Genomic DNA, 22,841 nt, shown 5'->3' with positions numbered 1-22,841 from the left:
TGCACCTGGGCGGCGCACTAGGGTCGTGCTGTGGCAGACGAGGTCCGGCAGGCGGCGCGGTACCACGGCGATGAGGCCGTGGCCCCCGGCATGCTGGACTTCGCGGTCAACGTGCGGGCCGGCGGGCCGCCGCCGTGGCTGGTCGAGCGGCTGGCCTCCCGGCTGACCGACCTGGGCCGCTATCCCACGGCGACAGATGCGCACCGCGCCGTCGACGCGGTCGCGGCCCGGCACGGCCGGCCGCGCGACCAGGTGCTGTTGCTGGCCGGCGGAGCTGAGGGGTTCGCCCTGCTGCCGAACCTGCAACCCCGGTCGGCCGCGCTGATCGCGCCGTCGTTCACCGAGCCCGAGGCCGTGCTGGCCGCGGCCGGGGTGCCGTTCACCCATGTCGTGCTGGACCCGCCGTTCGCGTTGGGTGCGGTGCCCGATGAGGCCGATCTGGTGGTGCTGGGTAATCCGACGAACCCCACGTCGGTGCTGCACCCGGCCGAGGCCATTCTCGGGTTGCGGCGCCCGGGGCGCATCATCGTCGTCGACGAGGCCTTCGCCGATGCTGTGCCGGGTGAGCCCGAGTCGCTGGCGAGCCGGTCGCTGCCCGACGTGCTGGTGCTGCGCAGCCTGACCAAGACCTGGTCGCTGGCCGGCCTGCGGGTGGGTTACGTGCTCGGCGCCCCGGATGTGCTGGCCCGGCTGTCCGCGCGCCGCGCGCACTGGCCGCTGGGCACGTTGCAGTTGGAGGCGGTGACGGCCTGTTGTGCGCCGGCCGCGGTCGCCGAGGCCGAGGCCGACGCGGTGCGGCTCGCGCAGCTGCGCACCGAGATGGTGTACGGGTTGCAGGCGGCCGGTATCGACGTACTCGACGGCCGGGCGCCCTTCGTCCTGGTGCGCGTCGCGGATGCCGAGTTGGTGCGAAAGCACCTCGATGAGAAAGGGATTGCGGTGCGCCGGTGTGACACGTTCGTCGGCCTCGAGGGCGGTTACCTGCGCGTGGCGGTTCGTCCGGAGTGGCCGCAGCTGGTGCGGGCACTGCAGGAGGTGCTCGGATGAGCGTGCCGCTGTCGGAGGTGATCGCTGTTCTGGACGCCGCCTATCCGCCTGAGCTGGCTCATGATTGGGATTCGGTCGGGCTGGTATGCGGTGATCCCGACGAGCCGGTGACCTCGGTGACGATCGCCGTCGATGCCACCGATGCGGTGGCCGCCGAGGTGCCCGGAGGCGGACTGCTGCTGGCGCACCACCCGCTGCTGTTGCGCGGTGTGGACACCGTCGCCACGTCCACGGCCAAGGGCGCGTTGCTCCATCGGCTGATCCGGACCGGACGCTCGCTGTTCACCGCGCACACCAATGCCGATTCGGCCACTCCCGGGGTCTCGGACGCACTGGCCGAGACGTTGGGTCTGGTGGTCGAGGAAGTGCTCTCGCCGGCGTTGTCGGGTCCCGACCTGGACAAGTGGGTGGTGTTCGTCCCCGCCGATCACGCCGGGGCCTTGCGGGATTCGTTGTTCGCCGCCGGTGCCGGTCAGATCGGTGACTACTCCTGCTGCAGCTGGAGTGTCTCGGGAACGGGCCAGTTCCTGCCCCATGAGGGTGCGACGCCGACGATCGGCGAGGTGGGCACCATCGAGCAGGTGACCGAGGATCGCGTCGAGGTGATCGCACCGGCGCGGTTGCGGGCTCGCGTGCACGCCGCGCTGCGGGCCGGCCACCCCTACGAGGAGCCCGCCTTCGACGTGTTCGCCCTGGCGCCGTTGCCCGCCGATGTCGGAATCGGGCGGATCTGCTCGCTGCCGACGCCGGAAACGTTGTCGGCCTTCGTCGCCCGGGTGTCCGGTGCGCTGCCGTCGACCACCTGGGGTGTGCGCGCCGCCGGGGATGCCGATGCCGTGGTGTCCCGGGTGGCCGTCTGCGGGGGTGCCGGTGACTCGCTGCTGGGCACCGTGGCCCGCGCCGGTGTGCAGGCCTATGTGACCGCTGATCTGCGTCATCACCCCGCCGATGAGCACGGCAGGGTCTCCGATGTGGCATTGGTCGACGTCGCCCACTGGGCCAGCGAATACCCGTGGTGTCACCAGGCCGCGGCCCTGTTGACCGGGCATTTCGGGACAGATCTACCGGTGCGGGTGAGCTCCGTGCGCACCGATCCATGGAATATCGATGGAGGACGTCAATCATGAAAGCCGCAGTCACCCAGCAGCGCTCGCTGCTGGATCTGGTGGAGCTCGATGCCGAGATGCGTCGCGTGGAGCATCGGGCGAAGAATCTCGCCGAGCAACAGGAGTTCGACCGGATTCACGCCGAGCACCAGACCGCCAATGACCAACTGGCCGTGGTGGCCATCGCGTTGGAGGATCTCGAAGGCCAGATCGGCAAGCTGGAGAGCGAGATCGATTCGGTGCGTCAGCGTGAGGATCGCGACCGTGCGCTGCTGGCCGACGGCACGGTGAACGCCAAGCAGCTCAGCGAGTTACAGCACGAGCTGGAGACCCTCGAGCGCAGGCAATCCTCGTTGGAGGATTCGCTGCTGGAGGTCATGGAACGTCGGGAAGAGGTGCAGCGCAAGCAGTCCGAGGAGCTGGCCCGTATCGACACCCTGCAGAATGCGTTGTCGGCCGCGCAGCTGGCCAGAGATGCTGCGTTGGTCGATCTCGACAATATCCGCCAGGTCTCGGGAACGCGCCGCGCGGAATTGGTGTCTCAGCTCGATCCCGATCTGGTGGCGCTCTATGAGAAGGTGCGCGCCGGCGGCGGTGCCGGCGCCGGATTGCTCCAGGGCAGGCGTTGTGGGGCATGCCGCATCGAGATCGATCGCGGTGAGATCGCCCGGATCACCGCGGCCGCCGATGACGATGTCGTGCGCTGCCCGGAATGCGGGGCAATCCTGTTGCGGTTCCGTCAGTGAGGGTTGTCGTCGAGGCCGACGGTGGGTCGCGCGGTAATCCGGGTCCGGCCGGTTACGGCGCGGTGGTGTTCAACGCAGACCGCTCGGCGGTGCTGGCCGAGCGTCGTCAGTCCATCGGGCGGGCCACCAACAACGTCGCTGAATACCGCGGATTGATCGCCGGTCTGGAGGCGGCGGCCGAACTCGATGCCACCGAGGTCGCGGTGTACATGGACTCCAAGCTCGTCGTCGAGCAGATGTCGGGCCGCTGGCGCGTCAAACACCCGGATCTGTTGGAGTTGCATCGCGAAGCCACCCAGGCGGCACGGCGCTTCGCCGACGTCGAGTACTCGTGGATTCCGCGGGAGAAGAATTCGCATGCCGACCGGTTGGCCAACGAGGCCATGGACGGCGCGGATTCGGCGCCGGTGCCGAACTCCTCGCCGGGGTGGAGCGGTGCGCGCGGCGAGCCCACGCAGATGTTGCTCTTGCGCCATGGACAGACCGAATTATCGGTGGAGCGCCGGTATTCGGGGCGGGGTAATCCGCCGCTGACCGAGTTGGGCCGAACCCAGGCCGATGCCGCTGCCCGCTATCTGGGTGCTCAGGGCCCGGTGGCGGCGGTGCTGTCCTCTCCGTTGGAACGCGCGCAGGAAACGGCCGCGGCGGCCGCGAAGGTGCTGGGCCTGGATGTGACGGTCGATGACGGACTGATCGAAACCGACTTCGGTTCTTGGGAGGGGCTGACCTTCAGCGAAGCCGCACAACAGGATCCAGATCTGCACCGCCGATGGTTACGCGACACCAGCGTGACCCCGCCCCGGGGTGAGAGCTTCGATTCTGTCGCAGAGCGGGTGCGGGATGCGCGTAACCGCATCATCGCCCAGTACGCCGGTGCCACAGTGCTGGTGGTATCGCATGTGACGCCCATCAAGACCCTGCTGCGCCTGGCGCTCGACGGTGGCTCGGGAATCCTGTACCGGCTGCATCTGGATCTGGCATCGCTGAGCATCGCCGAGTTCTACCCGGACGGACTGGCATCGGTGCGGCTGGTGAACCAGACGTCGTACCTTTAGGCACTCAATCCGAATGCAGGTGCAGGCGTTCACCGTGGACGTCGAAGATCATGATCGCCTCCACCGGACCGTCCACGGTACCGAACCAGTGTGGCGTCCAGGTCGAGAACTGCACGGCCTCACCGGGTTTGATGATGAAGTCGCGTTCGCCAAGGACCAGTCGCAGTCGGCCGGAGAGGATGTACATCCATTCCTGGCCCTCGTGGGTCGGCAGCTCGGTGGGGGGCGTGCTGCGTCGGGTGCTGATCCGCACCTTGAAGGTGTGTCTGCCGCCGACGGCACCCTCGCGGGTCAGCGGCCAATACGTGACGCCGTGGCGGGTGTGCGAGCTGCCACGGACGCGCGGGTCTTCCGATTCCGGTTCGCGCAGCAGTTCGTCGGTGCTGACGGCCAGCGCCGTGGCCAGCCGTGGCAGGTGATCCAGCGCGAGGCGGCGCTTGCCGGATTCCAGCCGGCTCAATGTCGAGACGTCGATGTTCGCGCGGCCTGCGACATCCTGCAGGGTCAAACCCTGTCGGGTGCGTAGATCCTTGAGCCGACGGCGGACCGTCTCATCGACGCTGTTTGCCTCCATGGCAAACCAGCTTGGCATTCTGGGCTGATGTCGGCAAGCTCGATGCCATGGACAACGTGTGGGATTGTGTGGTCGTCGGCGGGGGAGCGGCGGGGTTGAGTGGGGCACTGGTGCTCGGCCGGGCTCGCCGCGCCACCCTGGTGGTGGACGAGGGTGAGCAGAGCAACCTGGCCGCCCACGGTATCGGTGGTCTGCTCGGCCAGGACGGGCGTCCGCCCGCCGAGCTCTACGCCGACGGTCGTCGTGAGCTGGAGAAGTACTCGAGCGTGCAGTTCCGGCAGGGACGTGTCGTCGGCGCGACTGCCCACGACGGACACTTCGTCGTCGAATTGGCCGACGGCGGCAGGGAACGCGCCCGTCGCATCCTGTTGGCGACCGGTATGGAGTACCGGCCGCCTCAGATCGCCGGATTGGACGCGCTGTGGGGTGGCTCCGCCTTCCACTGCCCGTTCTGTCACGGCTGGGAGATGCGCGATAAGCCGCTGGCGGTGCTTGCCGACGGTGATCGGGCAGTGCACATGGCGCTGATGCTGCGTGGTTGGAGTGACGATATCGTCCTGCTGACCAATGGCGGGACGGCGCCCGCCACCGAAGGCATCGAGGTGGACGACCGGGTGGTGACCGAATTCCGTTCGGAGAACGGCGAACTGACCGAAATCGTGTTCGCCGACGGTGAGCCGCTGGCCCGCCGCGGTGTGTTGGTGGCGGCGACGTTGCACCAGCGCTCGTCGCTGGCGGCGCACCTGGGGGTTGCGTTCGCGCCGCCCACGCCGGTGTCCGCCGATGCCATCGTGGTCGACCAGTTCCAACGCACCACCGTGCCCGGTGTATTCGCGGCGGGCGATGTCAGTGTGCAGATGCCCCAGGTGGCCGCGGCCGTGGCGAGCGGATCCATGGCGGCAACGGCCGTCGTGCAGAGCCTGCTCGCCGATGACGTCGGACTTCCCGTGCCACCGTGGCCGGTTCCGGATACCCAGCAGCATTGGGATCAGCATTACGGCCAGCGTGACCGGATCTGGAGCGGCCGGGTGAACGTCCGGATGTCCGAGATCGCCGCCGAACTCACACCAGGGCGCGCACTTGATCTGGGCTGCGGCGAGGGTGCCGATGCCATGTGGCTGGCCTCGCGCGGCTGGTCGGTGGTGGCCACCGACGTCTCGGATGTCGCACTGCAGCGCGCCCGCCAGGATGCGGGGGAACTCCTGAGCCACATCGATTTTCAGCATCACGATCTGGAAGTCAGCTTCCCCGAAGGGCAGTTCGACCTGGTATCGGCCCAGTTTCTGCATTCGAAGCTGCCGATGGACCGGGTCCGGGTGTTACGGCGGGCGGCCGAGGCGGTGGCGCCCGGTGGCGTGCTGCTGATCGTCGACCACGGTGACGCGCCGCCATGGTCGAACCACCAGCACGTCGAGTTCCCGTCGGCCGAGGAGGTGCTGGCCGGCCTGGAACTGGGGGAGGACTGGGAGCGGGTGCGCGTCGAGGCGGTGGCCCGCGACGCCGTGGGGCCGGACGGGCAACCGGGGCACCTGACCGACAATGTAATGGTGTTGCGCCGACGCTGATGCGCGCACTTTCGGTGAGTCAACGACCCGCGCAGACGACCGGGAAATTGCTTGTTCTGTTCGCCGTTTTTATCTTCTGAACAGCGCTTACATAGTTATCCACAGAGGTGACGATCGGCCTTGTCTCGTCGGTGGGCGCGGGTAGAATCGCTCATATGTTCGAACAGTCGGGGTTGTCGGGGATGAGCGATGAGGCGCTCATCGCCGCGGTCACCGACGCCACCCGTGCCGAAGCTACGGCGGCGGCCCGGCGGCTTGCGTTGGTGGCTGAGGTGACGGCCCGGCACTGTGAGGACGAGGACGAGTCCTCGGCGTTGAAGTTGATCGACGGATGGGCGCTGGCGAAGGCCGAGATCAGCGCGGCGTGCACTCTCGGGCCGCGCGCCGCGAGCGCGCAGATGCGCATCGCGATGGCCCTGCGTGACCGGTTGCCCCGCACCGCTGAGGTGTTCGCGAAGGGAATGATCTCGGCCAAGGTGATCGCGGCGATCACCTGGCGCACCCAACTCGTCACCGACGACGACGCATTGGCGTTGATCGATGCCGGGATCGCCGGCAGCGCCCACCAATACGGCGCGCTGTCGGAGAACGCACTGATCGCGGCGGTCGACTTCTGGGTCCACAAGTTCGACCCGATCGCGGTCATCCGATCCAAGACCGCGGCCAAAGACCGCTACATCGACTTCGGCGACAGCGATGATCCTGATGGGGTCGTGTCGTTCTGGGGACGGATGCGCGCCACCGACGCCACGATCAGCGATGCCCGCCTCAACGACCTCGCCCACGGTGTCTGTGATGGTGATCCGCGGACCGTGGCCCAACGCCGCGCCGACGCCCTCGCCGCCGTCCTGGCCGGAGCCGACCAGCTAACCTGCCTCTGCGGTGACCGCGACTGCGTGGGGTCGGGGAAAGACCCTCGGGCGGGTGCGGTGACCGTTTACGTGCTCACTGGACAAGAACCCGACAGCGGGCACGGAGCCAAGCCCGCCTCGGGGCCCACACCCGATGGCAGCGGTACGCAGGACCCGCGGACCGATAAGGACGAAACACAGCCGGTGGCCGAGCCGCTGGCCGAGGAGCCCGCCGCGCACGATGGCAGCGCCGAACCCAAGCCCACCGCACCCGCTGCCCCGGCCGCCAGCACTCAGTCGAGCCTGGGCGCCGGGATCACCCTGGACGGGGCGATCGTCCCCGACCACCTGCTCGCCGAACTCATCGCCACCGGTGCGAAAGTCCGCCCCCTGAACAACACGACCGAGCTGGTTTCCGAGGCTCGGTACCGACCGTCGGCGAAACTGGCCGCCTACGTCCGCATGACCGCGATGACGTGCTGCTTCCCCGGCTGCGGAAAGCCCGCCCAGCGCTGCGACCTCGACCACCTCACCCCGTGGCCGGCCGGAGCCACCCATCCGGGCAACCTGCGCCCGCTCTGCCGCGAACACCACCTACTCAAAACCCTGAAAACCGGCTGGACGCCCAAAGCACACCCCGACGGCACCACCGAATGGACCGCCCCGAACGGGCACACCTACACGACGATGCCGCTCGCACCGATCCTGCTCCCGCACAACACCATCGACACCCCGATCCCCAGGGCGCGACACATCACCCTGATCGGCGAGCGGGACCGCGAGCCCGACATCCCACGGCGCCAACGCACCCGACAACACGACCGCGACTACCGCATCAACGCCGAACGCACCCGCAACGCAGCAGAGCTCGCCCTCGAAAACGCCCGCGGACAACCGGACTTTTAGATGCGGCAGGCGCCGTTAGGCCCGACAATGGTGGGCCAGCGGTGATGTGGTGCTACCGTTGCGCGCGCGGACGAGTTGGCCGGGCGGCCGCGGGCCACGGGGCGACCCGAGGTTCGAGGAAAGTCCGGACTTCACAGAGCAGGGTGATTGCTAACGGCAATCCGGGGCAACCCGCGGGAAAGTGCCACAGAAAACAGACCGCCGCCCGCAAGGGCGGTAAGGGTGAAACGGTGCGGTAAGAGCGCACCAGCATCCCGGGTGACCGGGATGGCTAGGCAAACCCCACCCGAAGCAAGGCCAAGAAGGCCGCAACCTGGTTGCGGTCGCGCGAGCGTTCGAGGGCTGCTCGCCCGAGCTTGCGGGTAGGCCGCTTGAGGCACCCGGCGACGGTGTGTCCAGATGGATGGTCGCCTATCGGTCCTCCGTCAGGAGGGCCGGTACAGAATCCGGCTTACAGGCCAACTCGTCCGCCCGCTCCTTGAAGATCTATTTCTTGACGGCCTTCTTCAGCGACACCAACGCCTCGTCGATACCGGCCTCGGCCTCCAGGGCCACCTCGACCTCCTTCTGATACAGCACCCCGTAGGTGAAGGTGTCCTCACCGGCGGCGTGCGCGGCATCGGCCTCGTGCAACAGGTGGGTCCGGCTCACCACGCTGTCCTGGTGGTCACCGAGCAGACTCTGGATGGTCTTGGCCTTGGTCTCCACCGCGGTGTCGCCGATTGCCGACGCGGTATAACGAAGTCGCTTGGCGCGCTTGCGAATCCGGTGTAATGACTCGTCGGTACCCGCCTCGGCGGCCGCCTTCGCCGCCTTGTGCACCTTCTTGTAGGCCGCCGAGACGCTCGCCGCGGCCGACTCCGACCCGGACTTCTTGGCAGTCTCCGACGGCGCGGCCACCAACTCGTCCAGACCGTCGAGCAACCGGAAGTACCGCTCCGAGCGCATCGCCAGCAGCGACCGGCGCCACCCGCCCGCATACCGGGCCTTGGCACCGTCGACCAATCGGGCCCGCACCGGGCCCCGCACCAACTCCGGGGCCAACGAGTCGATCGCCTTCTCGTACTTCTCCGCGAGCACCTCGGCATCGCGGGCCACCCCGAGGATGCCCGCCAGCAGCTTCAGCTCATCCAGGATCCAGGAATCCTTGGGTAACCCGAACGACTCGTCGGCCAGCAGGCTGCGGATCTTGCGGGTGGTGACGCGCATCTGGTGCACCGAATCCCACGCGTCGGCGCGCACCGCCCGATCCCACACCAACAGCTCGGCGACGTTCTCGGCCACCGCCCGGCGCACCGGATCGGATGCATCGACCGCGGCGGCCGGCGACGGCTCGCCGGTGGCCAGCACGCGCGCCAGCTTCGACCCGTGCCCGGCCGGTACCGCACCCGCGTCCAGCAGTCGGTTGGACAGCCGGTCCAGTAGGTCGCCGGCCTTGCGCGGCGCGCCGATCAGCTCCAGCTCCCACTCCCGCCAGGTCTGCGGCTCACTGTCGGGTCGTAACGCCGCCGCGTTGACCTGGTCATCGCAGAACTCGGCCAGCGGCGAGTCATCGGTGCCGAACAGCAGCGAGACCGTCCGGTTGGTGGTGATGCGCGCAACGGCCGACAGCGGACGGTCCCGCACGATCGCGGCGACGACATCACGGATGTCCTCGGGCACCGAGTCGGCCAATGGGGCCCGCACCTCGGTCCGCGCATCCGGTCCGGCGGGCAATTTCACATGCCAGCCCTCATCGGTGCCCCCGGTGCGGCGGCGCAGGGTGATCTTGTTGGCGGCCAGATCATGCGACGGTGTGTCGTAATACACCGCTTCCAGCAGTTGGGTCGGCGCGTGCTGAACCCTCGACACCAAAGCCAGCCCGTCGAATGATGGCGAGACCGTGCTCTCGACGACGTCGAACTTTCGCTCAACCTCGGTGTGGCGCGACGTCTTTGGTTTGTCGGCAGGCATGTTCACCCTTGTTCGATGTGGCACCCGGATCGTGTTGTGAACAGCGTGCCACATCCAGGTGAACGACCCGCCGGGCGCGTGAGCGGGCCGAAACCCGGGGCGGGTGAGTCGTCTGGCAACGGCGACGTAATACCGTGAGCGCCATGACCGCTTTCGAGACGCTGAAGTTCACCAGGGACGGGTCCGTCGTCACCATCGTCCTGGACCGGCCCGAGGCAGCCAACGGCATGAACGCGGAGATGACGCGCGAGCTGGCCGCCGCCGCCACGCTTTGCGATACCGCGGAGACCAAGGTGGTCACCCTGACCGGCGCCGGCCGGTTCTTCTGCGCGGGCGGCGATCTGAAGGCGATGGCTGCCGCCGACGATCCGGGCGCCTTCGTCAAGGGCATGGCCGACGACCTGCACCGCGCCATGTCGACGTTCGCCAGAATGGATGCCGTCCTGATCACCGCGGTCAACGGGGTCGCCGCCGGAGCAGGTTTCTCCCTCGGCGTCTCCGGAGACCTCGTGCTGGCCGCCGAATCGGCATCGTTCACCATGGCGTACACCAAGGCCGGCTTGAGCCCGGACGGCGGAGCAAGTTACGTGCTGCCGCGGCTGATCGGCCTGCGCCGCACCCAGGAGCTGATGATCACCAACCGGGTCGTCAAGGCCGCCGACGCGCTGGACTGGGGATTGGTCACCACCGTCGTTCCCGACGCCGAGCTTCCCGACACGCTGACCGAGCTTGCCGAGCAGATCGCCGCGGGCGCGCGCGGCTCCAATTCGGCGGTCAAACAGCTGCTGCTCTCCACCTACTCGAGCGGATACGAGGCGCAGCTGGAAAACGAGGCGCGCCATATCGCCACGAACGCCTCCTCCGCCGATGGCAGAGAAGGCGTTGCGGCATTCGTGGGTAAACGGGCACCTGCCTTCGGCTGAGCCGAGGAACAGGCCAACAGCTAGTAGGAGTGCTCCTCGGCCGGGAACACGCCGCCGGCCACCTCGTCGGCGTACTGCCGTGCCGCACGTCCCAGCTCGGTGCCGATCTCGGCGAACCGCTTGACGAACTTCGCGGTCTTGCCCGACGTCAGCCCCGCCATGTCCTGCCACACCAACACCTGGGCGTCGCAGTTCGGCCCGGCGCCGATACCGATGGTCGGGATGGTCAGCTTGCCGGTGATCTGGGTGGCCAGCTCGGCGGGCACCATCTCCAGCACGACGGCCACCGCACCGGCCTCGGCCACCGCGATCGCATCGTGGATGGTCTGATCACCGTTGTCGCCGCGCCCCTGCACCCGGTACCCACCGAGGCCGTTGACGCTCTGCGGGGTGAACCCGATATGCGCGATCACCGGGATGCCTGCCTGCGTCAGCGCCGCGATCTGCGCTGCCACCCGCTCGCCGCCCTCCAGCTTCACCGCGTGCGCGCCGGTCTCCTTCATGAACCGGGTCGCGGTCTCCAGCGCCTGGTCGACGCTGCGCTCGTAACTGCCGAAGGGCAGGTCGGCGACCACCAGCGCGTGCTGCGCGCCGCGAACGACCGCGCTCACCAACGGGATCAGCTCGTCGATGGTGACGCGAACGGTGGTGTCGTAGCCGTACACCACGTTCGCCGCGGAATCACCGACCAGGAGGACTGGGATCCCCGCGTCGTCGAAGATCCGGGCGGTGGAGTAGTCGTATGCGGTCAGCATGGACCACTTATGGCCCTCGGCCTTCCACTTCTGCAGGTGATGGGTGCGAACCTTCACGGGCGTATTGCCGGCACCATAAACGGACTGCTCAGACATCTTTGTCCTTCGATGTGTGTTGTCGGGTAGTCCTCGAGGCCCATCCGGGTCCCCGGGTCTTCTGACGCCGACAAGTCTGCCACCTCCGGTCATGTCGGGTGAACAGCGTGCTCGAGTGGATTTGCTCACACCGGTCACCGGCGGCCCTACCATCGGCAGCATGCAACGACTCAGTGGGCTCGACGCCAGCTTCCTCTATCTGGAGACGGCCGCCCAGCCGTTGCACGTCTGTTCCATCCTCGAACTCGACACCTCCACGATGCCCGGCGGCTACACCTTCGACCGGTTGCGCGACGAACTCGCCATGCGGGTCAAGGCGATGCCCGAGTTCCGGGAGAAGCTCGCCGACAGCCGACTCAACCTCGACCACCCCGTGTGGGTCGAGGACCCCGACTTCGATGTGCAGCGCCACCTGCACCGAATCGGCCTGCCCGCACCCGGTGGTCGCGCCGAGTTGTCGGAGATCTGCGGTCACATCGCCTCCCTGCCGCTGGACCGTAGCCGTCCGCTGTGGGAGATGTGGGTCATCGAGAACGTGGCGGGCACCGACGCGCACGACGGCGGCCGGCTGGCGTTGTTGACCAAGGTTCACCACGCCGCGGTCGACGGTGTCACCGGTGCCAACCTGATGTCGACGTTGTGCACCACCGAGCCCGACGCGCCGCCGCCCGACCCGGTGGACGGCCCCGGCACGGCCACCGAACTGGAGATCGCGATCAACGGTGCCCTTCGGTTCGTCACCCGTCCGCTGAAGCTGGCGAACGTGCTGCCCTCGACGATGTCCACCGTCGTCGACACCGCACGGCGGGCCACGAAGGGGCTGACCATGGCGGCTCCGTTCGCGGCGCCGAAGACCCCGTTCAACGCGAATGTGACCGGACACCGCAACATCTCGTTCGCCGAGATGGACCTCGCCGATATCAAGACCGTCAAGGACCGCTTCGGGGTGAAGGTCAACGATGTGGTGATGGCGCTGGTCTCCGGCGTCCTGCGGCGGTATCTGCTCGACCGTGACGAGCTGCCGGAGTCCTCGTTGGTGGCCATGATCCCGGTTTCCGTGCACGACAAGTCCGACCGGCCCGGTCGCAATCAGGTCTCGGGCATGTTCTCCTCGCTGCACACCAACATCGCCGACCCTGTCGAGCGCCTCAAGGCCATCGCCGAGGCCAACTCGGTGGCCAAACAACACAGCTCGGCCATCGGGGCCACCCTGCTACAGGACTGGACGCAGTTCGCCGCCCCAGCGGTGTTCGGCATCGCCATGCGCGTCTACGCCCGCAGCAAGCTCTCGGCCGCGGCGCCGGTGCACAACCTGGTGGTCTCGAACGTGCCGGGACCGCAGGTCCCGCTGTACCTGCTGGGCTGTGAGGTCAACGCGATGTACCCACTGGGCCCGATCTTCCACGGCTCGGGGCTCAACATCACCGTGATGTCGCTGCGCGGCAAGCTCGATGTGGGCATCATCTCGTGTCCCGAACTGCTGCCCGACCTGTGGGAGATGGCCGACGACTTCACCGTCGAGTTGGCGGACCTGCTGGCCGCGGCGCGCGCCTGACCTCGCCCTCACCAGCTGTGATGTCGGCGCATGGCAGCATGGTCAGCCATGAACCTCACGCGCGGGATTCTCGCCGCCTCGATGACGCTGCTGCTGGTATCCGGATGCAGCAACGCCATCGAAGGTCGCGCCGTGCTCTCCGCCCCGCGGCCCGGCACACCCGTGCAGTGGGCGCCGTGCGAGGCGGGTGCGGGGGAGTCGCAGATCCCCACCGGCGCCGAATGCGGGCTGCTGTCCGTGCCCGTCGACTACGACAAACCCGACGGTGACGTCGCCCAGATAGCGATGATCCGCATCAAGGCCACCGGCACCAAGATCGGCACTCTGTTCATCAATCCCGGCGGTCCCGGTGAATCCGGTGTGAAAGCGGCCGCCTCGCTGGTGGGCAGCCTGCCCCAGCCGGTGCGGGAACGTTTCGACCTGGTCGGCTTCGACCCGCGTGGGGTGGGCGCGTCCAAGCCCGCACTGTGGTGCAACTCCGATGAGGACAACGATCGCCAACGCGCCGACCCGACGGTGGAATACGACGACGCGGGCGTTGCCCATATCGAGGCCGAGACCAAGGCCTTCGTGGACCGCTGTGTGCAGAAGATGGGTGACGAGTTTTTGGCGAACATCGGAACCCAAAGCGTGGCAAAGGATCTGGATGCCATGCGGCAGGCCGTCGGTGACGAGAAGCTGACCTATCTCGGCTACTCCTACGGCACCAGGATCGGCGCCACCTACGCCGAGCTGTTCGGTGGCGACAAGGTGCGCGCGATGATCCTCGACGGCGCGGTCGATCCCAACGCCGACCCGCTGGAGGCCGATCTGCGTCAGGCCAAGGCCTTCCAGACCGCGTTCGACGATTACGCCGCCGACTGCGCCAAGGATCCGGAATGCCCGCTGGGCACCGATCCGGCCAAGGCCACCGAGGTGTACAAGTCGCTGGTCGATCCGCTGGTCGACAGCCCGGCCCGGACCCGCGATCCGCGCGGGCTCGGCTACAGCGACGCGGTCGTGGGCACGATCCTGCCGCTGTACTCGCCGAGCCTGTGGCGCCACCTGACCGACGCGCTGACCGAGCTGCGCGCCGGTCGCGGTGACACCATGCTTGCGCTGTCGGACCTCTACATGGGTCGAGATGCCGACGGCCACTACAACAATTCGACCGATGTCCGGGTCGCCGTCAACTGCGTCGACGAACCCCCGATCACCGATCGCGATGTCGTCATCGAGCAGGACCGCAAGCTCCGCGAGCTCGCGCCGTTCATGAGTTATGGCGAGTTCACCGGTAACGCCCCGATGGGAACCTGCTCGTTCTGGCCGGTGCCGCCGACGTCGGAACAGCACGAGCTGCGGGTGCAGAACATGCCGCCGACCCTGGTGGTGTCGACCACCAACGATCCGGCGACGCCGTACCAGGCCGGTGTCGACCTGGCCCGCCAGCTCGGCGGGACGCTGCTCACCTACGACGGCACCCAGCACACCGTGGTGTTCCAGGGCGACCGCTGCGTCGACGACATCTCCAGCAAGTACCTCGTCGATCTCCAGGTCCCGCCGGTAGGCACCCGCTGCTGACCGGCGGCCGGCAGGTCACGGCTGCGTCACCGTCTGATCTCCGTGGCGGTGCGTCGGCGGGCGAGCGCGGCGGCCCGTGCGAGCATGGCCGGCATGTGGCTGGCGGGCAGGCTTTTCGCGATGCTGCTGGCCCCACTGGTGCTGGCCGGCGCGCTCGTCGTGCCCGCGCAGGCCGCCGTCGCCTGGGGCGGTTGCGCACAGCTGCTGGGTGACCGGCCGGTCATCGCGACCGCCCAATGCGGCACCGTCGCGGTCGACGGGGCGGAGCTGGCGGTCATCAGGGTGCCCGCATCGGGGGACCGGATCGGGATCCTGATGGTCAATCCGGGCGGTCCCGGTGCCTCGGCGGTGGACACCGTCGCCGATATGGGAACGGCCCTGGCGGACACCGAGATCGGTCGCCGATTCGATCTCGTCGGCTTCGATCCGCGTGGGATCGGTTACTCGACACCGCAGCTGCGCTGCCGCACCGACGCCGAGATGGACGCCTACCGGCGCGAGCCGATGGTCGACTACAGCCCTACCGGGATCGCCCATATCGAAGAGGTCTACCGCTGGTTCGGGCAACGTTGCCTCGACCAACTGGGTGCGTCGTTCCTGGCGGGCCTGGGCACCGACACCGCCGCCGACGACATGGACATTGTCCGCGCAGCCCTCGGTGAGGAGCAGCTCAGCTATCTCGGCTTCTCCTATGGCACCGCACTGGGTACCGCCTACGCCGAGCGCTATCCGGATCGGGTGCGCGCCATGGTGCTCGACGGTGCGCTGGATCCGGCGGTCGGTCCGATCGAGCGGAACATCGCGCAACTCGCGGGATTCCAGGGTGTTTTCGACGAGTACGCCGCCGACTGCGCCCGCTCGCCGGCCTGCCCACTGGGCACCGACCCCGCCGCCTTCGTCAGCCGCTACCACGAGCTGATCGACCCGCTGGTCCAGCGGCCGGGCGCCACGTCCGACCCGCGCGGGCTGAGCTACTCCGACGCCATCACCGGTACCGCCAACGCGCTGTACTCGAAGCGGTACTGGCCCTATCTGACCAGTGGTCTGCTCGGGCTGGCCCACGGCACCGATGCCGGCGACCTGCTGATGCTCGCCGACAACTACCTGGGTCGTGATGCGGGTGGCCGCTACAGCAGCCAGCAGGATGCCTTCACCGCGATCCGCTGTGCCGATGCCCGCTTCTCACCGGATCCGGCGGTGTGGGTGGACGCCGACCGGCGCACCCGGGCGGCGGCTCCCTTCCTGGAGTACGGCAGCTTCACCGGTTACGCACCGCGCGATATCTGCGCGCTGTGGCCGGTGTCGTCCACCCGCGAGCCACACCCGGCCGTCTCGCCGGGGCCGGGCAAGGTGATCGTCGTGTCCACCACGCGTGATCCGGCGACCCCGTACCAGGCCGGGGTGAACTTGGCCCAGCAGTTGCAGGCGCCGCTGGTGACCTTCGAGGGCAGCCAGCACACGGTGGTGTTCAACGGTGACGCCTGCGTCGACACGTCGGTGCTGGCATTCCTGACCGATCTGACCCAGCCGCCGGCCGGGTTGCGGTGCTGAGTCCGACGATTCGTCGCCGCCGGACTCGGCCGCGTAACACAGATTTAACAGCCGGTACCTAGGCTTCGCCTATGGACCGCCAGAAGGAATTCGTGCTGCGCACGCTGGAGGAACGCGATATCCGTTTCGTCCGGTTGTGGTTCACCGACGTGCTCGGCTACCTCAAGTCGGTGGCGATCGCGCCCGCCGAGCTCGAGGGTGCCTTCGAGGAGGGCATCGGCTTCGACGGCTCCTCGATCGAGGGTTTCGCCCGGGTGTCGGAGGCCGATATGGTCGCCCGCCCCGATCCGTCCACCTTCCAGGTGTTGCCGTGGTCTGACAGCGCGGGCAGGCACCACTCGGCGCGGATGTTCTGCGATATCACCATGCCCGACGGCTCCCCGTCGTGGGCGGACTCGCGGCATGTGCTGCGCCGCCAGCTCGCCAAGGCCAGCGATCTCGGTTTCTCCTGCTACGTGCATCCGGAGATCGAGTTCTTCCTGCTCAAGCCCGGCAATGACGAAGACCCGCCGGTACCGGCCGACAACGGCGGCTACTTCGACCAGGCCGTGCACGATTCGGCGCCCAACTTCCGTCGCCACGCCATCGATGCGCTGGAGCAGATGGGCATCTCGGTGGAGTTCAGCCACCACGAGGGTGCGCCCGGCCAGCAGGAGATCGACCTGCGCTACGCCGACGCCCTGTCCATGGCCGACAACGTGATGACCTTCCGCTACCTGGTCAAAGAGGTGGCTCTCAGCGATGGCGTGCGGGCCTCCTTCATGCCCAAGCCGTTCTCCGAGCATCCCGGTTCGGCGATGCACACCCATATGAGCCTGTTCGAGGGTGAGACCAACGCCTTCCACAGCCCCGACGATCCGCTGCAGCTCTCCGATGTCGCGAAGTCGTTCATCGCGGGAATCCTGGAGCACGCCAGCGAGATCAGTGCCGTCACCAACCAATGGGTGAACTCCTACAAGCGGCTGGTGCACGGCGGCGAGGCCCCGACCGCGGCGTCGTGGGGCGCGGCCAACCGCTCGGCGCTGGTGCGGGTGCCGATGTACACCCCGCGCAAGGCCTCCTCGCGGCGCATCGAGGTGCGCAGCCCGGACTCGGCCTGCAACCCGTACCTGACGTATGCGGTATTGCTGGCGGCCGGCCTGCGCGGAGTCGAGAAGAACTACGTGCTGGGCCCGCAGGCCGAGGACAACGTGTGGAGCCTGACGCCCGAGGAACGCCGCGCCATGGGCTACAAGGAACTGCCGGGCAGCCTCGGCGTGGCATTGGCCGAGATGGAGAGCTCCGAGCTGGTGGCGGAAGCTCTGGGAGAGCACGTGTTCGACTACTTCTTGCGCAACAAGCGCACGGAGTGGGAGAACTACCGCAGCACCGTCACCCCGTTCGAGTTGAAGAACTACCTGTCGCTGTAGCTTGGGTGGGTGTCCAAACCCGTCACTCAGCGTCCCAAGCTGCCCGGTGTCGGGCGACTGGGCCTGGTCGAGCTGACCGCCAAGGCGGACCTGGATCGGCTCGGCTGGAACACCGACGACCATGTCGAGCTGCTGTGGTCGCTCTCGCGTGCGCCCGACGCCGATGCCGCGCTGCGCGCGATGGTGCGCCTGGCCGACGCCCTCGGCGACGACTGGGACGAGCTGAACGCCGCGCTGCTGAAAGACAAGTCACTGCGCGGGAGACTGTTCGCGGTCCTCGGCGGTTCGCTGGCCCTCGGTGATCACCTCGTCGCGCGGCCGCAGTCCTGGCGGCTGTTGGCCGGCGCGGTGCGGCTGCCGGACCGGGATGCGTTGGCCGAGCAGTTCGTCGCCGCCGCGCACGAGGTCACCGACACCCGATTGGCCAGTCTGCCGCTGCAGACGCTCTACCGGGACCGGCTGCTGGTGCTGGCTGGTCTGGACCTGGCGCCGACCGTCGAGAACGAGCCCGTGCTGCAGTTCAGCACGGTCGGCGAACACCTTTCCGACCTCGCCGATGCCGCGCTGGCGGCGGCCCTGGTGATCGCGGTCAAGACGGTCTGCGACGATCCGGGGAAGGCGCCGGTCATCTCGGTCATCGCGATGGGCAAATGCGGTGCGCGCGAACTGAACTACGTCAGCGACGTGGATGTCATCTTCGTTGCGGAGAACGCCGATGCGATCAGCACTCGGGTCGCCGGGGAGATGATGCGGTTCGCCGGGGATACCTTCTTCGAGGTCGACGCGGCGCTGCGCCCGGAGGGCAAGCAGGGCCAGCTGGTGCGGACGCTGGAATCCCATATCGCCTACTACGAACGATGGGCCAAGACCTGGGAGTTCCAGGCGCTGCTCAAGGCCCGCCCGGCCGCCGGGGATCCCGAACTGGGCGCGCGCTATATCGAGGCGCTGATGCCGATGGTCTGGACCGCCTGCGAGCGTGAGGATTTCGTCCCCGACGTGCAGGCCATGCGTCGCCGTGTGGTCGAGCTGGTGCCGGCCGGGGTGCGTGACCGGGAGCTCAAGCTGGGCACCGGTGGCCTGCGCGATGTCGAGTTCGCGGTGCAGCTGCTGCAATTGGTACACGGTCGCACCGACGACACGTTGCATGTCGCGTCGACCGTCGATGCGCTGGCCGCGCTGGGCAGCGGTGGTTACGTCGGCCGCGATGATGCCGCCAATCTGACTGCGTCCTACGAGTTCCTACGATTGCTCGAACATCGGCTGCAGTTGCAGCGGCTCAAGCGCACGCACATGTTGCCCGAACCCGATGACGAGGAGGCGCTGCGCTGGCTGGCGCGCGCGGCGCATGTCCGGCCCGACGGCCAGCACGACGCCCTCGGCGTGCTGCGCAACGAACTCAAACGGCAGAGCCACCGGGTATCGCGGTTGCACGCCAAGCTGTTCTATCAGCCGCTGCTGGAGTCGGTCGGTAAGCCGGGCATCCATGAGGTGATGTCCACCGAGTCGGCCGAACGACAGCTGGCCGCACTGGGTTACGAGGGTCCGAGCAGTGCGTTGACCCACCTCGCGGCGCTGACCGGTGAGGGCGGCCGCCGTGGGCGGGTGCAGCAGGTGTTGTTGCCCACGCTGTTGGACTGGTTGTCCGACACCCCCGATCCCGACGCCGGGCTGTTGGCCTACCGGCGCATCAGCGAGGAACTCGGTGATCTGCGCTGGTATCTGTCCACGCTGCGTGACGAGGGGGCGGTCGCCAAACGTCTGATGCGGGTGCTGGGCACCTCGGCCTACGTCCCCGATCTGTTGATGCGCGCTCCGGAGGTGATCCAGCTCTACGCCGACGGACCGTCGGGTCCGAAACTCCTTGATGCCGACCCGGATACCGTCGGTCGGGCGTTGGTCGCCTCGGCCGCGAGGCATCAGGATCCGGCCCGCGCGATCGCCGCGGCGCGCACCCTGCGCCGCCGCGAGCTGGCCCGCATCGCCTCGGCCGACCTGTTGGGCATGCTCGAGGTCACCGATGTGTGCCGGGCGCTGACCTCGATCTGGGTGGCGGTGCTGCAGGCCGCGCTGGACGTGGTGATCCGGGACAAGACCCCCGCGGGGGGAGCGCCGGCACGCATCGCGGTGATCGGGATGGGTCGGCTCGGTGGCGGCGAACTGGGGTACGGCTCCGATGCCGATGTCATGTTCGTCTGCGAGCCCGACAACGGCGCCGAGGAGTCGGTCGCGGTCAAGTGGTCGGTGACGATCGCCGAACAGGTGCGCGCCCTGCTCGGAACCCCCAGTGCCGACCCGCCATTGGAGGTCGACACCGGTCTGCGGCCGGAGGGCCGCAACGGTCCGCTGGTGCGCACGTTGGCCTCTTACGAGGCGTACTACTCCCAGTGGGCGCAGCCGTGGGAGATCCAGGCCTTGTTGCGGGCGCATCGGGTGGCCGGTGATCTGGAGTTGGGGGAGCGGTTCCTGCATCTCGTCGACAAGACCCGTTATCCGGCGGGCGGGGTGTCGGCCGAGGCGGTTCAGGAGATCCGTCGGGTCAAGGCGCGCGTGGATGCCGAGCGGTTGCCGCGCGGTGCCGATCCCAACACCCACACCAAGTTGGGCCGCGGTGGATTGGCCGATATCGAATGGACCGTCCAGCTGCTGCAGTTGCGCTACGCCCATGAGATACCGGCGCTGCACAACACCTCGACCTTGGCGACCCTGGATGCGATCGGCGCCGCGGAGTTGCTCGCCGAAGGCGATGTCGCACAACTGCGGGAGGCGTGGCTGACGGCGACCCGGGCGCGCAACGCCCTGGTGCTGGTGCGCGGCAAGGCGACCGATCAACTGCCGGGCCCGGGTCGGCAACTGAACGCGGTCGCCGCGGCGGCGGGATGGCCTGGCGGTGACGGCGGGGAGTTTCTCGACAACTATCTGCGCGTCACCCGACGGGCGAAAAACGTGGTACGCAACGTGTTCGGAGTCTGAGATGCAGCCCTTCCCGGAGATCAGCGGCGATGAGCATGACCGTCAGCGCGATCTCTACGGTCCGCTCACGGCGGCGATCCGCAGGCTCGTCGACGCCGGCATCCGCACCGGCGCCGACGCAGAGACGGTGCGCGCGGCGCAGTCGGCCATCGAGGCGGCCGCCGAGGCGCTGGAGGGCCGAGAACACGATGCGCCGCGGACCATGCGGCATGCCGAAACCGGGCGTCCCGTCACCTGGGCCGATCCGGCCATCGGTCTGCGTAATGCCATCGCACCGCCGCTGCACATCGAGCACGGCGAAGACGGCCGGTGCTGGTCGGAGTTCCGCCTCGGGACGCCGTACGAGGGCCCGCCGGGACGGGTGCACGGCGGGATCTGTGCGCTGGTTCTCGACCACATCCTGGGCGAGGTGGCCAGCGAAGGTCTGGTGAAGCCGCGGTTCACCGGGACCCTGACCCTGCGGTACCGACGCGGGACACCGTTGGGCGCGCTGCGGGCCGAGGCGTGGGTGGACCGCATCGACGGCGCGAAAGCCTTTGCCCGCGGCCACATCCTGGATGCCGAAGGGCCCACGGTGGAAGCCGAGGGCATCTTCGTCATGCCGGCGTGGGCGCGCCCTGCGATCTAAGCCGAGCGCGTTTTCCGCAGGACGCTGTCCAGCGCGATGGAGCCGCCGCCGATGAAGACCAGCAGCAGGAACCCGAAGCAGTAGAGCACGGCAGCCTCGCCGCCGTTGTCGATCGGCCACAGTGCCGTCGGCTGGTGTGCGGTGAAGTAGGCGTAGGCCATCTCGCCGGAGGCGATGAACGCGGCGATCCGGGTGAACAAGCCGGTCAGGATCAGCAGGCCGAGGACGAGCTCGATCACACCGGCGTACCAGTAGGGCCAGGTGCCGACGGGCACGGTGCCGCTTTCCATGGCGGTGGGGAAGCCGAAGAGCTTCTGGGTGCCGTGCACGGTGAACAGCAGTCCGAACACGATACGGAAGGCCGACAGTGCGAGCGGGGTGAACGGGGCGAGCTTGGAGTCCAGACCTGTAGATGACATGGATCTGATAATAGGACCGCAGTCCGTTTAGGATCTAGTCCGCCGGCGTGCGACTTCTCACGCGATCCAGGGAATACGCGCCGCCCCCGGTGAACACCAACAGCAGGAACACGAAACAGAACAGGATGGCGTCCAGGCCGCCGTTACCGCCGTACTCGGGGCTCACGATCGGCCACAACCCCAGCGGCTGGTGTTGCCAGAAGTAGGCCACCGCCATCGATCCCGACGCGATGAACGCCGCGACGCGGGTGAACAGGCCGACCATGATGAGTACCCCGGCGACCAGCTCGATGAGACCGGCGTACCAGACCGGCCATGACCCGATTGGCATCTCCATCGCGATGGGCCAGCCGAAGATCTTCGAGGTGCCGAACAGGGTGAACAGGAACCCGACGACGACCCGGACCAGACTGAGTACCGCCGGGGCCGCCGCGTTGAGGCGATCGGACAGATTGATCATGTCGTCTGACCCTACCCACCGGCGGTGAGGATCCGCATGAGTCGCCGCTTCTTCATGTTCTGCTCGATCACCCAGGCGACGTCCGGATCGCTGTCATCCAGCGACGAGAAGACCGGCAGACCCGAGTCCGGTGCCGCGGCCACCGCGACGCTCCAGCAATAACCCAGGGTCTGGCGCAGTGTGCGCAGCGCGGGGTCCCGGCGCGCATCGGAAGGCCACCCGGTGAGCACAGCCGTTGCGGCGGTGCATGTATCGATGGCACACGCCGCAACGGCTGGGGTGCCCAGCAGCCTTGGCTCGCAGATGGCGGCCACCGCCGCGCGCACCACCAGCGGGTCCGGGTCGCGGGCCCACCGCGTGACCAGCTTCTGCATGGTGCCGATATCGCTGTCCGCCAACAACTGCAGGCCGAGGACCACCCCCTCGCGGACTCGCCAGCGTGGATCGCGGGCCGATGAGTGGGCCCGCGCCTGCGACGCGGTGTCTGTGGCGCGGGCGCCCAGCGCGACGGCCGCGCACATGGCGCGGTACTCGTCGGTGCTGTCGACCAGCCGGTCGATATCGTCCGGATCGGCCAGTGCGCCGAAGGCCAGCGCCAGCTCGGTGTTGGCCCGGGGGCCGGGCAGCCCGGAATGCTCGTCGAGGTAGCGCGGCCACCGGGCTCGCGGGAGGGAACGGAGTTCGGCGGTCCACTGCGTCCGCGGTGTCATGG

Annotated in this window: 19 protein-coding genes and 1 other RNA gene; 14 read left to right on the top strand and 6 right to left on the bottom strand. The window is 68.1% G+C overall.

Annotated elements, in window-relative coordinates:
* Positions 1-30 precede the first annotated feature (30 nt).
* From cobC to PGN27_RS04965, 4 genes are read left to right on the top strand one after another with little or no spacing between them, the layout of a single operon-like run.
* Positions 31-1,047 carry an Rv2231c family histidinol phosphate aminotransferase CobC gene (gene cobC, locus PGN27_RS04980; RefSeq protein WP_335325088.1) on the top strand — a complete coding sequence of 339 codons (1,017 nt, stop codon included), beginning with the start codon at positions 31-33 and terminating at the stop codon, positions 1,045-1,047.
* Positions 1,044-2,174 carry a Nif3-like dinuclear metal center hexameric protein gene (locus PGN27_RS04975; RefSeq protein ID WP_335325087.1) on the top strand — a complete coding sequence of 377 codons (1,131 nt, stop codon included), beginning with the start codon at positions 1,044-1,046 and terminating at the stop codon, positions 2,172-2,174. Before cobC ends, PGN27_RS04975 begins: the two co-directional genes overlap by 4 nt.
* Positions 2,171-2,899, top strand: a complete 729-nt coding sequence (locus tag PGN27_RS04970; RefSeq protein ID WP_335325086.1) for a zinc ribbon domain-containing protein — start codon at positions 2,171-2,173, stop codon at positions 2,897-2,899. The genes PGN27_RS04975 and PGN27_RS04970 overlap by 4 nt, the downstream gene beginning before the upstream one ends.
* Positions 2,896-3,954, top strand: coding sequence for a bifunctional RNase H/acid phosphatase (locus tag PGN27_RS04965; RefSeq protein ID WP_335325085.1), 1,059 nt, complete (start codon positions 2,896-2,898; stop codon positions 3,952-3,954). Before PGN27_RS04970 ends, PGN27_RS04965 begins: the two co-directional genes overlap by 4 nt.
* A 4-nt stretch (positions 3,955-3,958) precedes the next feature.
* Here PGN27_RS04965 and PGN27_RS04960 read toward each other — a convergent pair whose 3' ends face one another.
* On the bottom strand, positions 3,959-4,528 hold the full coding sequence (locus PGN27_RS04960; protein WP_019513363.1) for a helix-turn-helix domain-containing protein: 570 nt from the start codon (positions 4,526-4,528) through the stop codon (positions 3,959-3,961).
* Positions 4,529-4,539: 11 nt separating this feature from the next.
* On the opposite strand from PGN27_RS04960, the gene PGN27_RS04955 reads away from it, so the two are divergent.
* The 3 genes from PGN27_RS04955 (at position 4,540) to rnpB (ending at position 8,320) form a co-directional block, all read left to right on the top strand.
* Positions 4,540-6,093, top strand: coding sequence for an FAD-dependent oxidoreductase (locus PGN27_RS04955; RefSeq protein WP_335325084.1), 1,554 nt, complete (start codon positions 4,540-4,542; stop codon positions 6,091-6,093).
* A gap of 155 nt (positions 6,094-6,248) precedes the next feature.
* Positions 6,249-7,850 carry an HNH endonuclease signature motif containing protein gene (locus PGN27_RS04950; RefSeq protein WP_335325083.1) on the top strand — a complete coding sequence of 534 codons (1,602 nt, stop codon included), beginning with the start codon at positions 6,249-6,251 and terminating at the stop codon, positions 7,848-7,850.
* A gap of 71 nt (positions 7,851-7,921) precedes the next feature.
* Positions 7,922-8,320: RNase P RNA component class A (rnpB, locus tag PGN27_RS04945), an RNA gene on the top strand.
* A 16-nt stretch (positions 8,321-8,336) separates the two neighbouring features.
* On the opposite strand, the gene PGN27_RS04940 is transcribed toward rnpB, so the two are convergent.
* Positions 8,337-9,803 carry a CYTH and CHAD domain-containing protein gene (locus PGN27_RS04940; protein ID WP_335325082.1) on the bottom strand — a complete coding sequence of 489 codons (1,467 nt, stop codon included), beginning with the start codon at positions 9,801-9,803 and terminating at the stop codon, positions 8,337-8,339.
* A 143-nt stretch (positions 9,804-9,946) separates the two neighbouring features.
* Between PGN27_RS04940 and PGN27_RS04935 the strand changes: the two genes are divergently transcribed.
* Positions 9,947-10,726: an enoyl-CoA hydratase/isomerase family protein gene (locus PGN27_RS04935; protein WP_335325081.1), complete on the top strand. Its 780-nt coding sequence runs from the start codon at positions 9,947-9,949 to the stop codon at positions 10,724-10,726.
* A 20-nt stretch (positions 10,727-10,746) separates the two neighbouring features.
* Here the strand turns inward: PGN27_RS04935 and panB are convergent, their stop codons facing one another.
* On the bottom strand, positions 10,747-11,577 hold the full coding sequence (gene panB / locus PGN27_RS04930) for a 3-methyl-2-oxobutanoate hydroxymethyltransferase (RefSeq protein WP_335325080.1): 831 nt from the start codon (positions 11,575-11,577) through the stop codon (positions 10,747-10,749).
* 160 nt (positions 11,578-11,737) lie between these two features.
* Here panB and PGN27_RS04925 point away from each other — a divergent pair, with 160 nt between their 5' ends.
* The 6 genes from PGN27_RS04925 (at position 11,738) to PGN27_RS04900 (ending at position 21,250) form a co-directional block, all read left to right on the top strand.
* Positions 11,738-13,132 (top strand): WS/DGAT/MGAT family O-acyltransferase, encoded by a 1,395-nt coding sequence (locus PGN27_RS04925; RefSeq protein ID WP_335325079.1) that lies wholly within the window; start codon positions 11,738-11,740, stop codon positions 13,130-13,132.
* A 48-nt stretch (positions 13,133-13,180) separates the two neighbouring features.
* Complete coding sequence (locus tag PGN27_RS04920; RefSeq protein WP_335325078.1) at positions 13,181-14,692, top strand: alpha/beta hydrolase; 1,512 nt, start codon at positions 13,181-13,183, stop codon at positions 14,690-14,692.
* 84 nt (positions 14,693-14,776) lie between these two features.
* Entirely contained in the window at positions 14,777-16,243 is a 1,467-nt protein-coding gene (locus PGN27_RS04915) for an alpha/beta hydrolase (protein ID WP_418888553.1), read from the top strand.
* Between the two features lie 71 nt (positions 16,244-16,314).
* The gene (locus tag PGN27_RS04910) at positions 16,315-17,652 is read left to right on the top strand and encodes a glutamine synthetase family protein (protein ID WP_036462379.1); all 1,338 of its coding nucleotides are present in this window, start codon (positions 16,315-16,317) and stop codon (positions 17,650-17,652) included.
* A 9-nt stretch (positions 17,653-17,661) separates the two neighbouring features.
* Complete coding sequence (locus PGN27_RS04905; RefSeq protein ID WP_335325077.1) at positions 17,662-20,622, top strand: bifunctional [glutamine synthetase] adenylyltransferase/[glutamine synthetase]-adenylyl-L-tyrosine phosphorylase; 2,961 nt, start codon at positions 17,662-17,664, stop codon at positions 20,620-20,622.
* Between the two features lies 1 nt (position 20,623).
* Positions 20,624-21,250 (top strand): PaaI family thioesterase, encoded by a 627-nt coding sequence (locus PGN27_RS04900; RefSeq protein ID WP_335325076.1) that lies wholly within the window; start codon positions 20,624-20,626, stop codon positions 21,248-21,250.
* Here PGN27_RS04900 and PGN27_RS04895 read toward each other — a convergent pair.
* The 3 genes from PGN27_RS04895 to PGN27_RS04885 are packed head-to-tail and all read right to left on the bottom strand — an operon-like array spanning position 21,247 to position 22,839.
* Positions 21,247-21,669, bottom strand: coding sequence for a DoxX family protein (locus tag PGN27_RS04895; RefSeq protein ID WP_335325075.1), 423 nt, complete (start codon positions 21,667-21,669; stop codon positions 21,247-21,249). The two genes, PGN27_RS04900 and PGN27_RS04895, sit on opposite strands and share 4 nt — an antisense overlap.
* 34 nt (positions 21,670-21,703) lie before the next feature.
* Positions 21,704-22,129 (bottom strand): DoxX family protein, encoded by a 426-nt coding sequence (locus PGN27_RS04890; RefSeq protein ID WP_335325074.1) that lies wholly within the window; start codon positions 22,127-22,129, stop codon positions 21,704-21,706.
* An 11-nt stretch (positions 22,130-22,140) separates the two neighbouring features.
* Positions 22,141-22,839 (bottom strand): HEAT repeat domain-containing protein, encoded by a 699-nt coding sequence (locus tag PGN27_RS04885; protein WP_335325073.1) that lies wholly within the window; start codon positions 22,837-22,839, stop codon positions 22,141-22,143.
* Positions 22,840-22,841: the final 2 nt, after the last annotated feature.

This window comes from Mycolicibacterium neoaurum, from assembly GCF_036946495.1.
GTDB lineage: Bacteria > Actinomycetota > Actinomycetes > Mycobacteriales > Mycobacteriaceae > Mycobacterium > Mycobacterium neoaurum_B.
Note: the sequence above shows the minus strand (reverse complement) of the source record. Positions and strands in the feature narration are given on the sequence as shown.

What these genes read in the sequence shown, in the direction of transcription:
- PGN27_RS04975 (WP_335325087.1), top strand. Translation starts at nt 1,044, where the DNA reads ATGAGCGTGCCGCTGTCGGAGGTGATCGCTGTTCTGGACGCCGCCTAT.
- PGN27_RS04970 (WP_335325086.1), top strand. Translation starts at nt 2,171, where the DNA reads ATGAAAGCCGCAGTCACCCAGCAGCGCTCGCTGCTGGATCTGGTGGAG.
- PGN27_RS04960 (WP_019513363.1), bottom strand. Translation starts at nt 4,528, where the DNA reads ATGGAGGCAAACAGCGTCGATGAGACGGTCCGCCGTCGGCTCAAGGAT.
- PGN27_RS04950 (WP_335325083.1), top strand. Translation starts at nt 6,249, where the DNA reads ATGTTCGAACAGTCGGGGTTGTCGGGGATGAGCGATGAGGCGCTCATC.
- PGN27_RS04940 (WP_335325082.1), bottom strand. Translation starts at nt 9,803, where the DNA reads ATGCCTGCCGACAAACCAAAGACGTCGCGCCACACCGAGGTTGAGCGA.
- PGN27_RS04935 (WP_335325081.1), top strand. Translation starts at nt 9,947, where the DNA reads ATGACCGCTTTCGAGACGCTGAAGTTCACCAGGGACGGGTCCGTCGTC.
- panB (WP_335325080.1), bottom strand. Translation starts at nt 11,577, where the DNA reads ATGTCTGAGCAGTCCGTTTATGGTGCCGGCAATACGCCCGTGAAGGTT.
- PGN27_RS04925 (WP_335325079.1), top strand. Translation starts at nt 11,738, where the DNA reads ATGCAACGACTCAGTGGGCTCGACGCCAGCTTCCTCTATCTGGAGACG.
- PGN27_RS04920 (WP_335325078.1), top strand. Translation starts at nt 13,181, where the DNA reads ATGAACCTCACGCGCGGGATTCTCGCCGCCTCGATGACGCTGCTGCTG.
- PGN27_RS04915 (WP_418888553.1), top strand. Translation starts at nt 14,777, where the DNA reads ATGGCCGGCATGTGGCTGGCGGGCAGGCTTTTCGCGATGCTGCTGGCC.
- PGN27_RS04910 (WP_036462379.1), top strand. Translation starts at nt 16,315, where the DNA reads ATGGACCGCCAGAAGGAATTCGTGCTGCGCACGCTGGAGGAACGCGAT.
- PGN27_RS04900 (WP_335325076.1), top strand. Translation starts at nt 20,624, where the DNA reads ATGCAGCCCTTCCCGGAGATCAGCGGCGATGAGCATGACCGTCAGCGC.
- PGN27_RS04895 (WP_335325075.1), bottom strand. Translation starts at nt 21,669, where the DNA reads ATGTCATCTACAGGTCTGGACTCCAAGCTCGCCCCGTTCACCCCGCTC.
- PGN27_RS04890 (WP_335325074.1), bottom strand. Translation starts at nt 22,129, where the DNA reads ATGATCAATCTGTCCGATCGCCTCAACGCGGCGGCCCCGGCGGTACTC.
- PGN27_RS04885 (WP_335325073.1), bottom strand. Translation starts at nt 22,839, where the DNA reads ATGACACCGCGGACGCAGTGGACCGCCGAACTCCGTTCCCTCCCGCGA.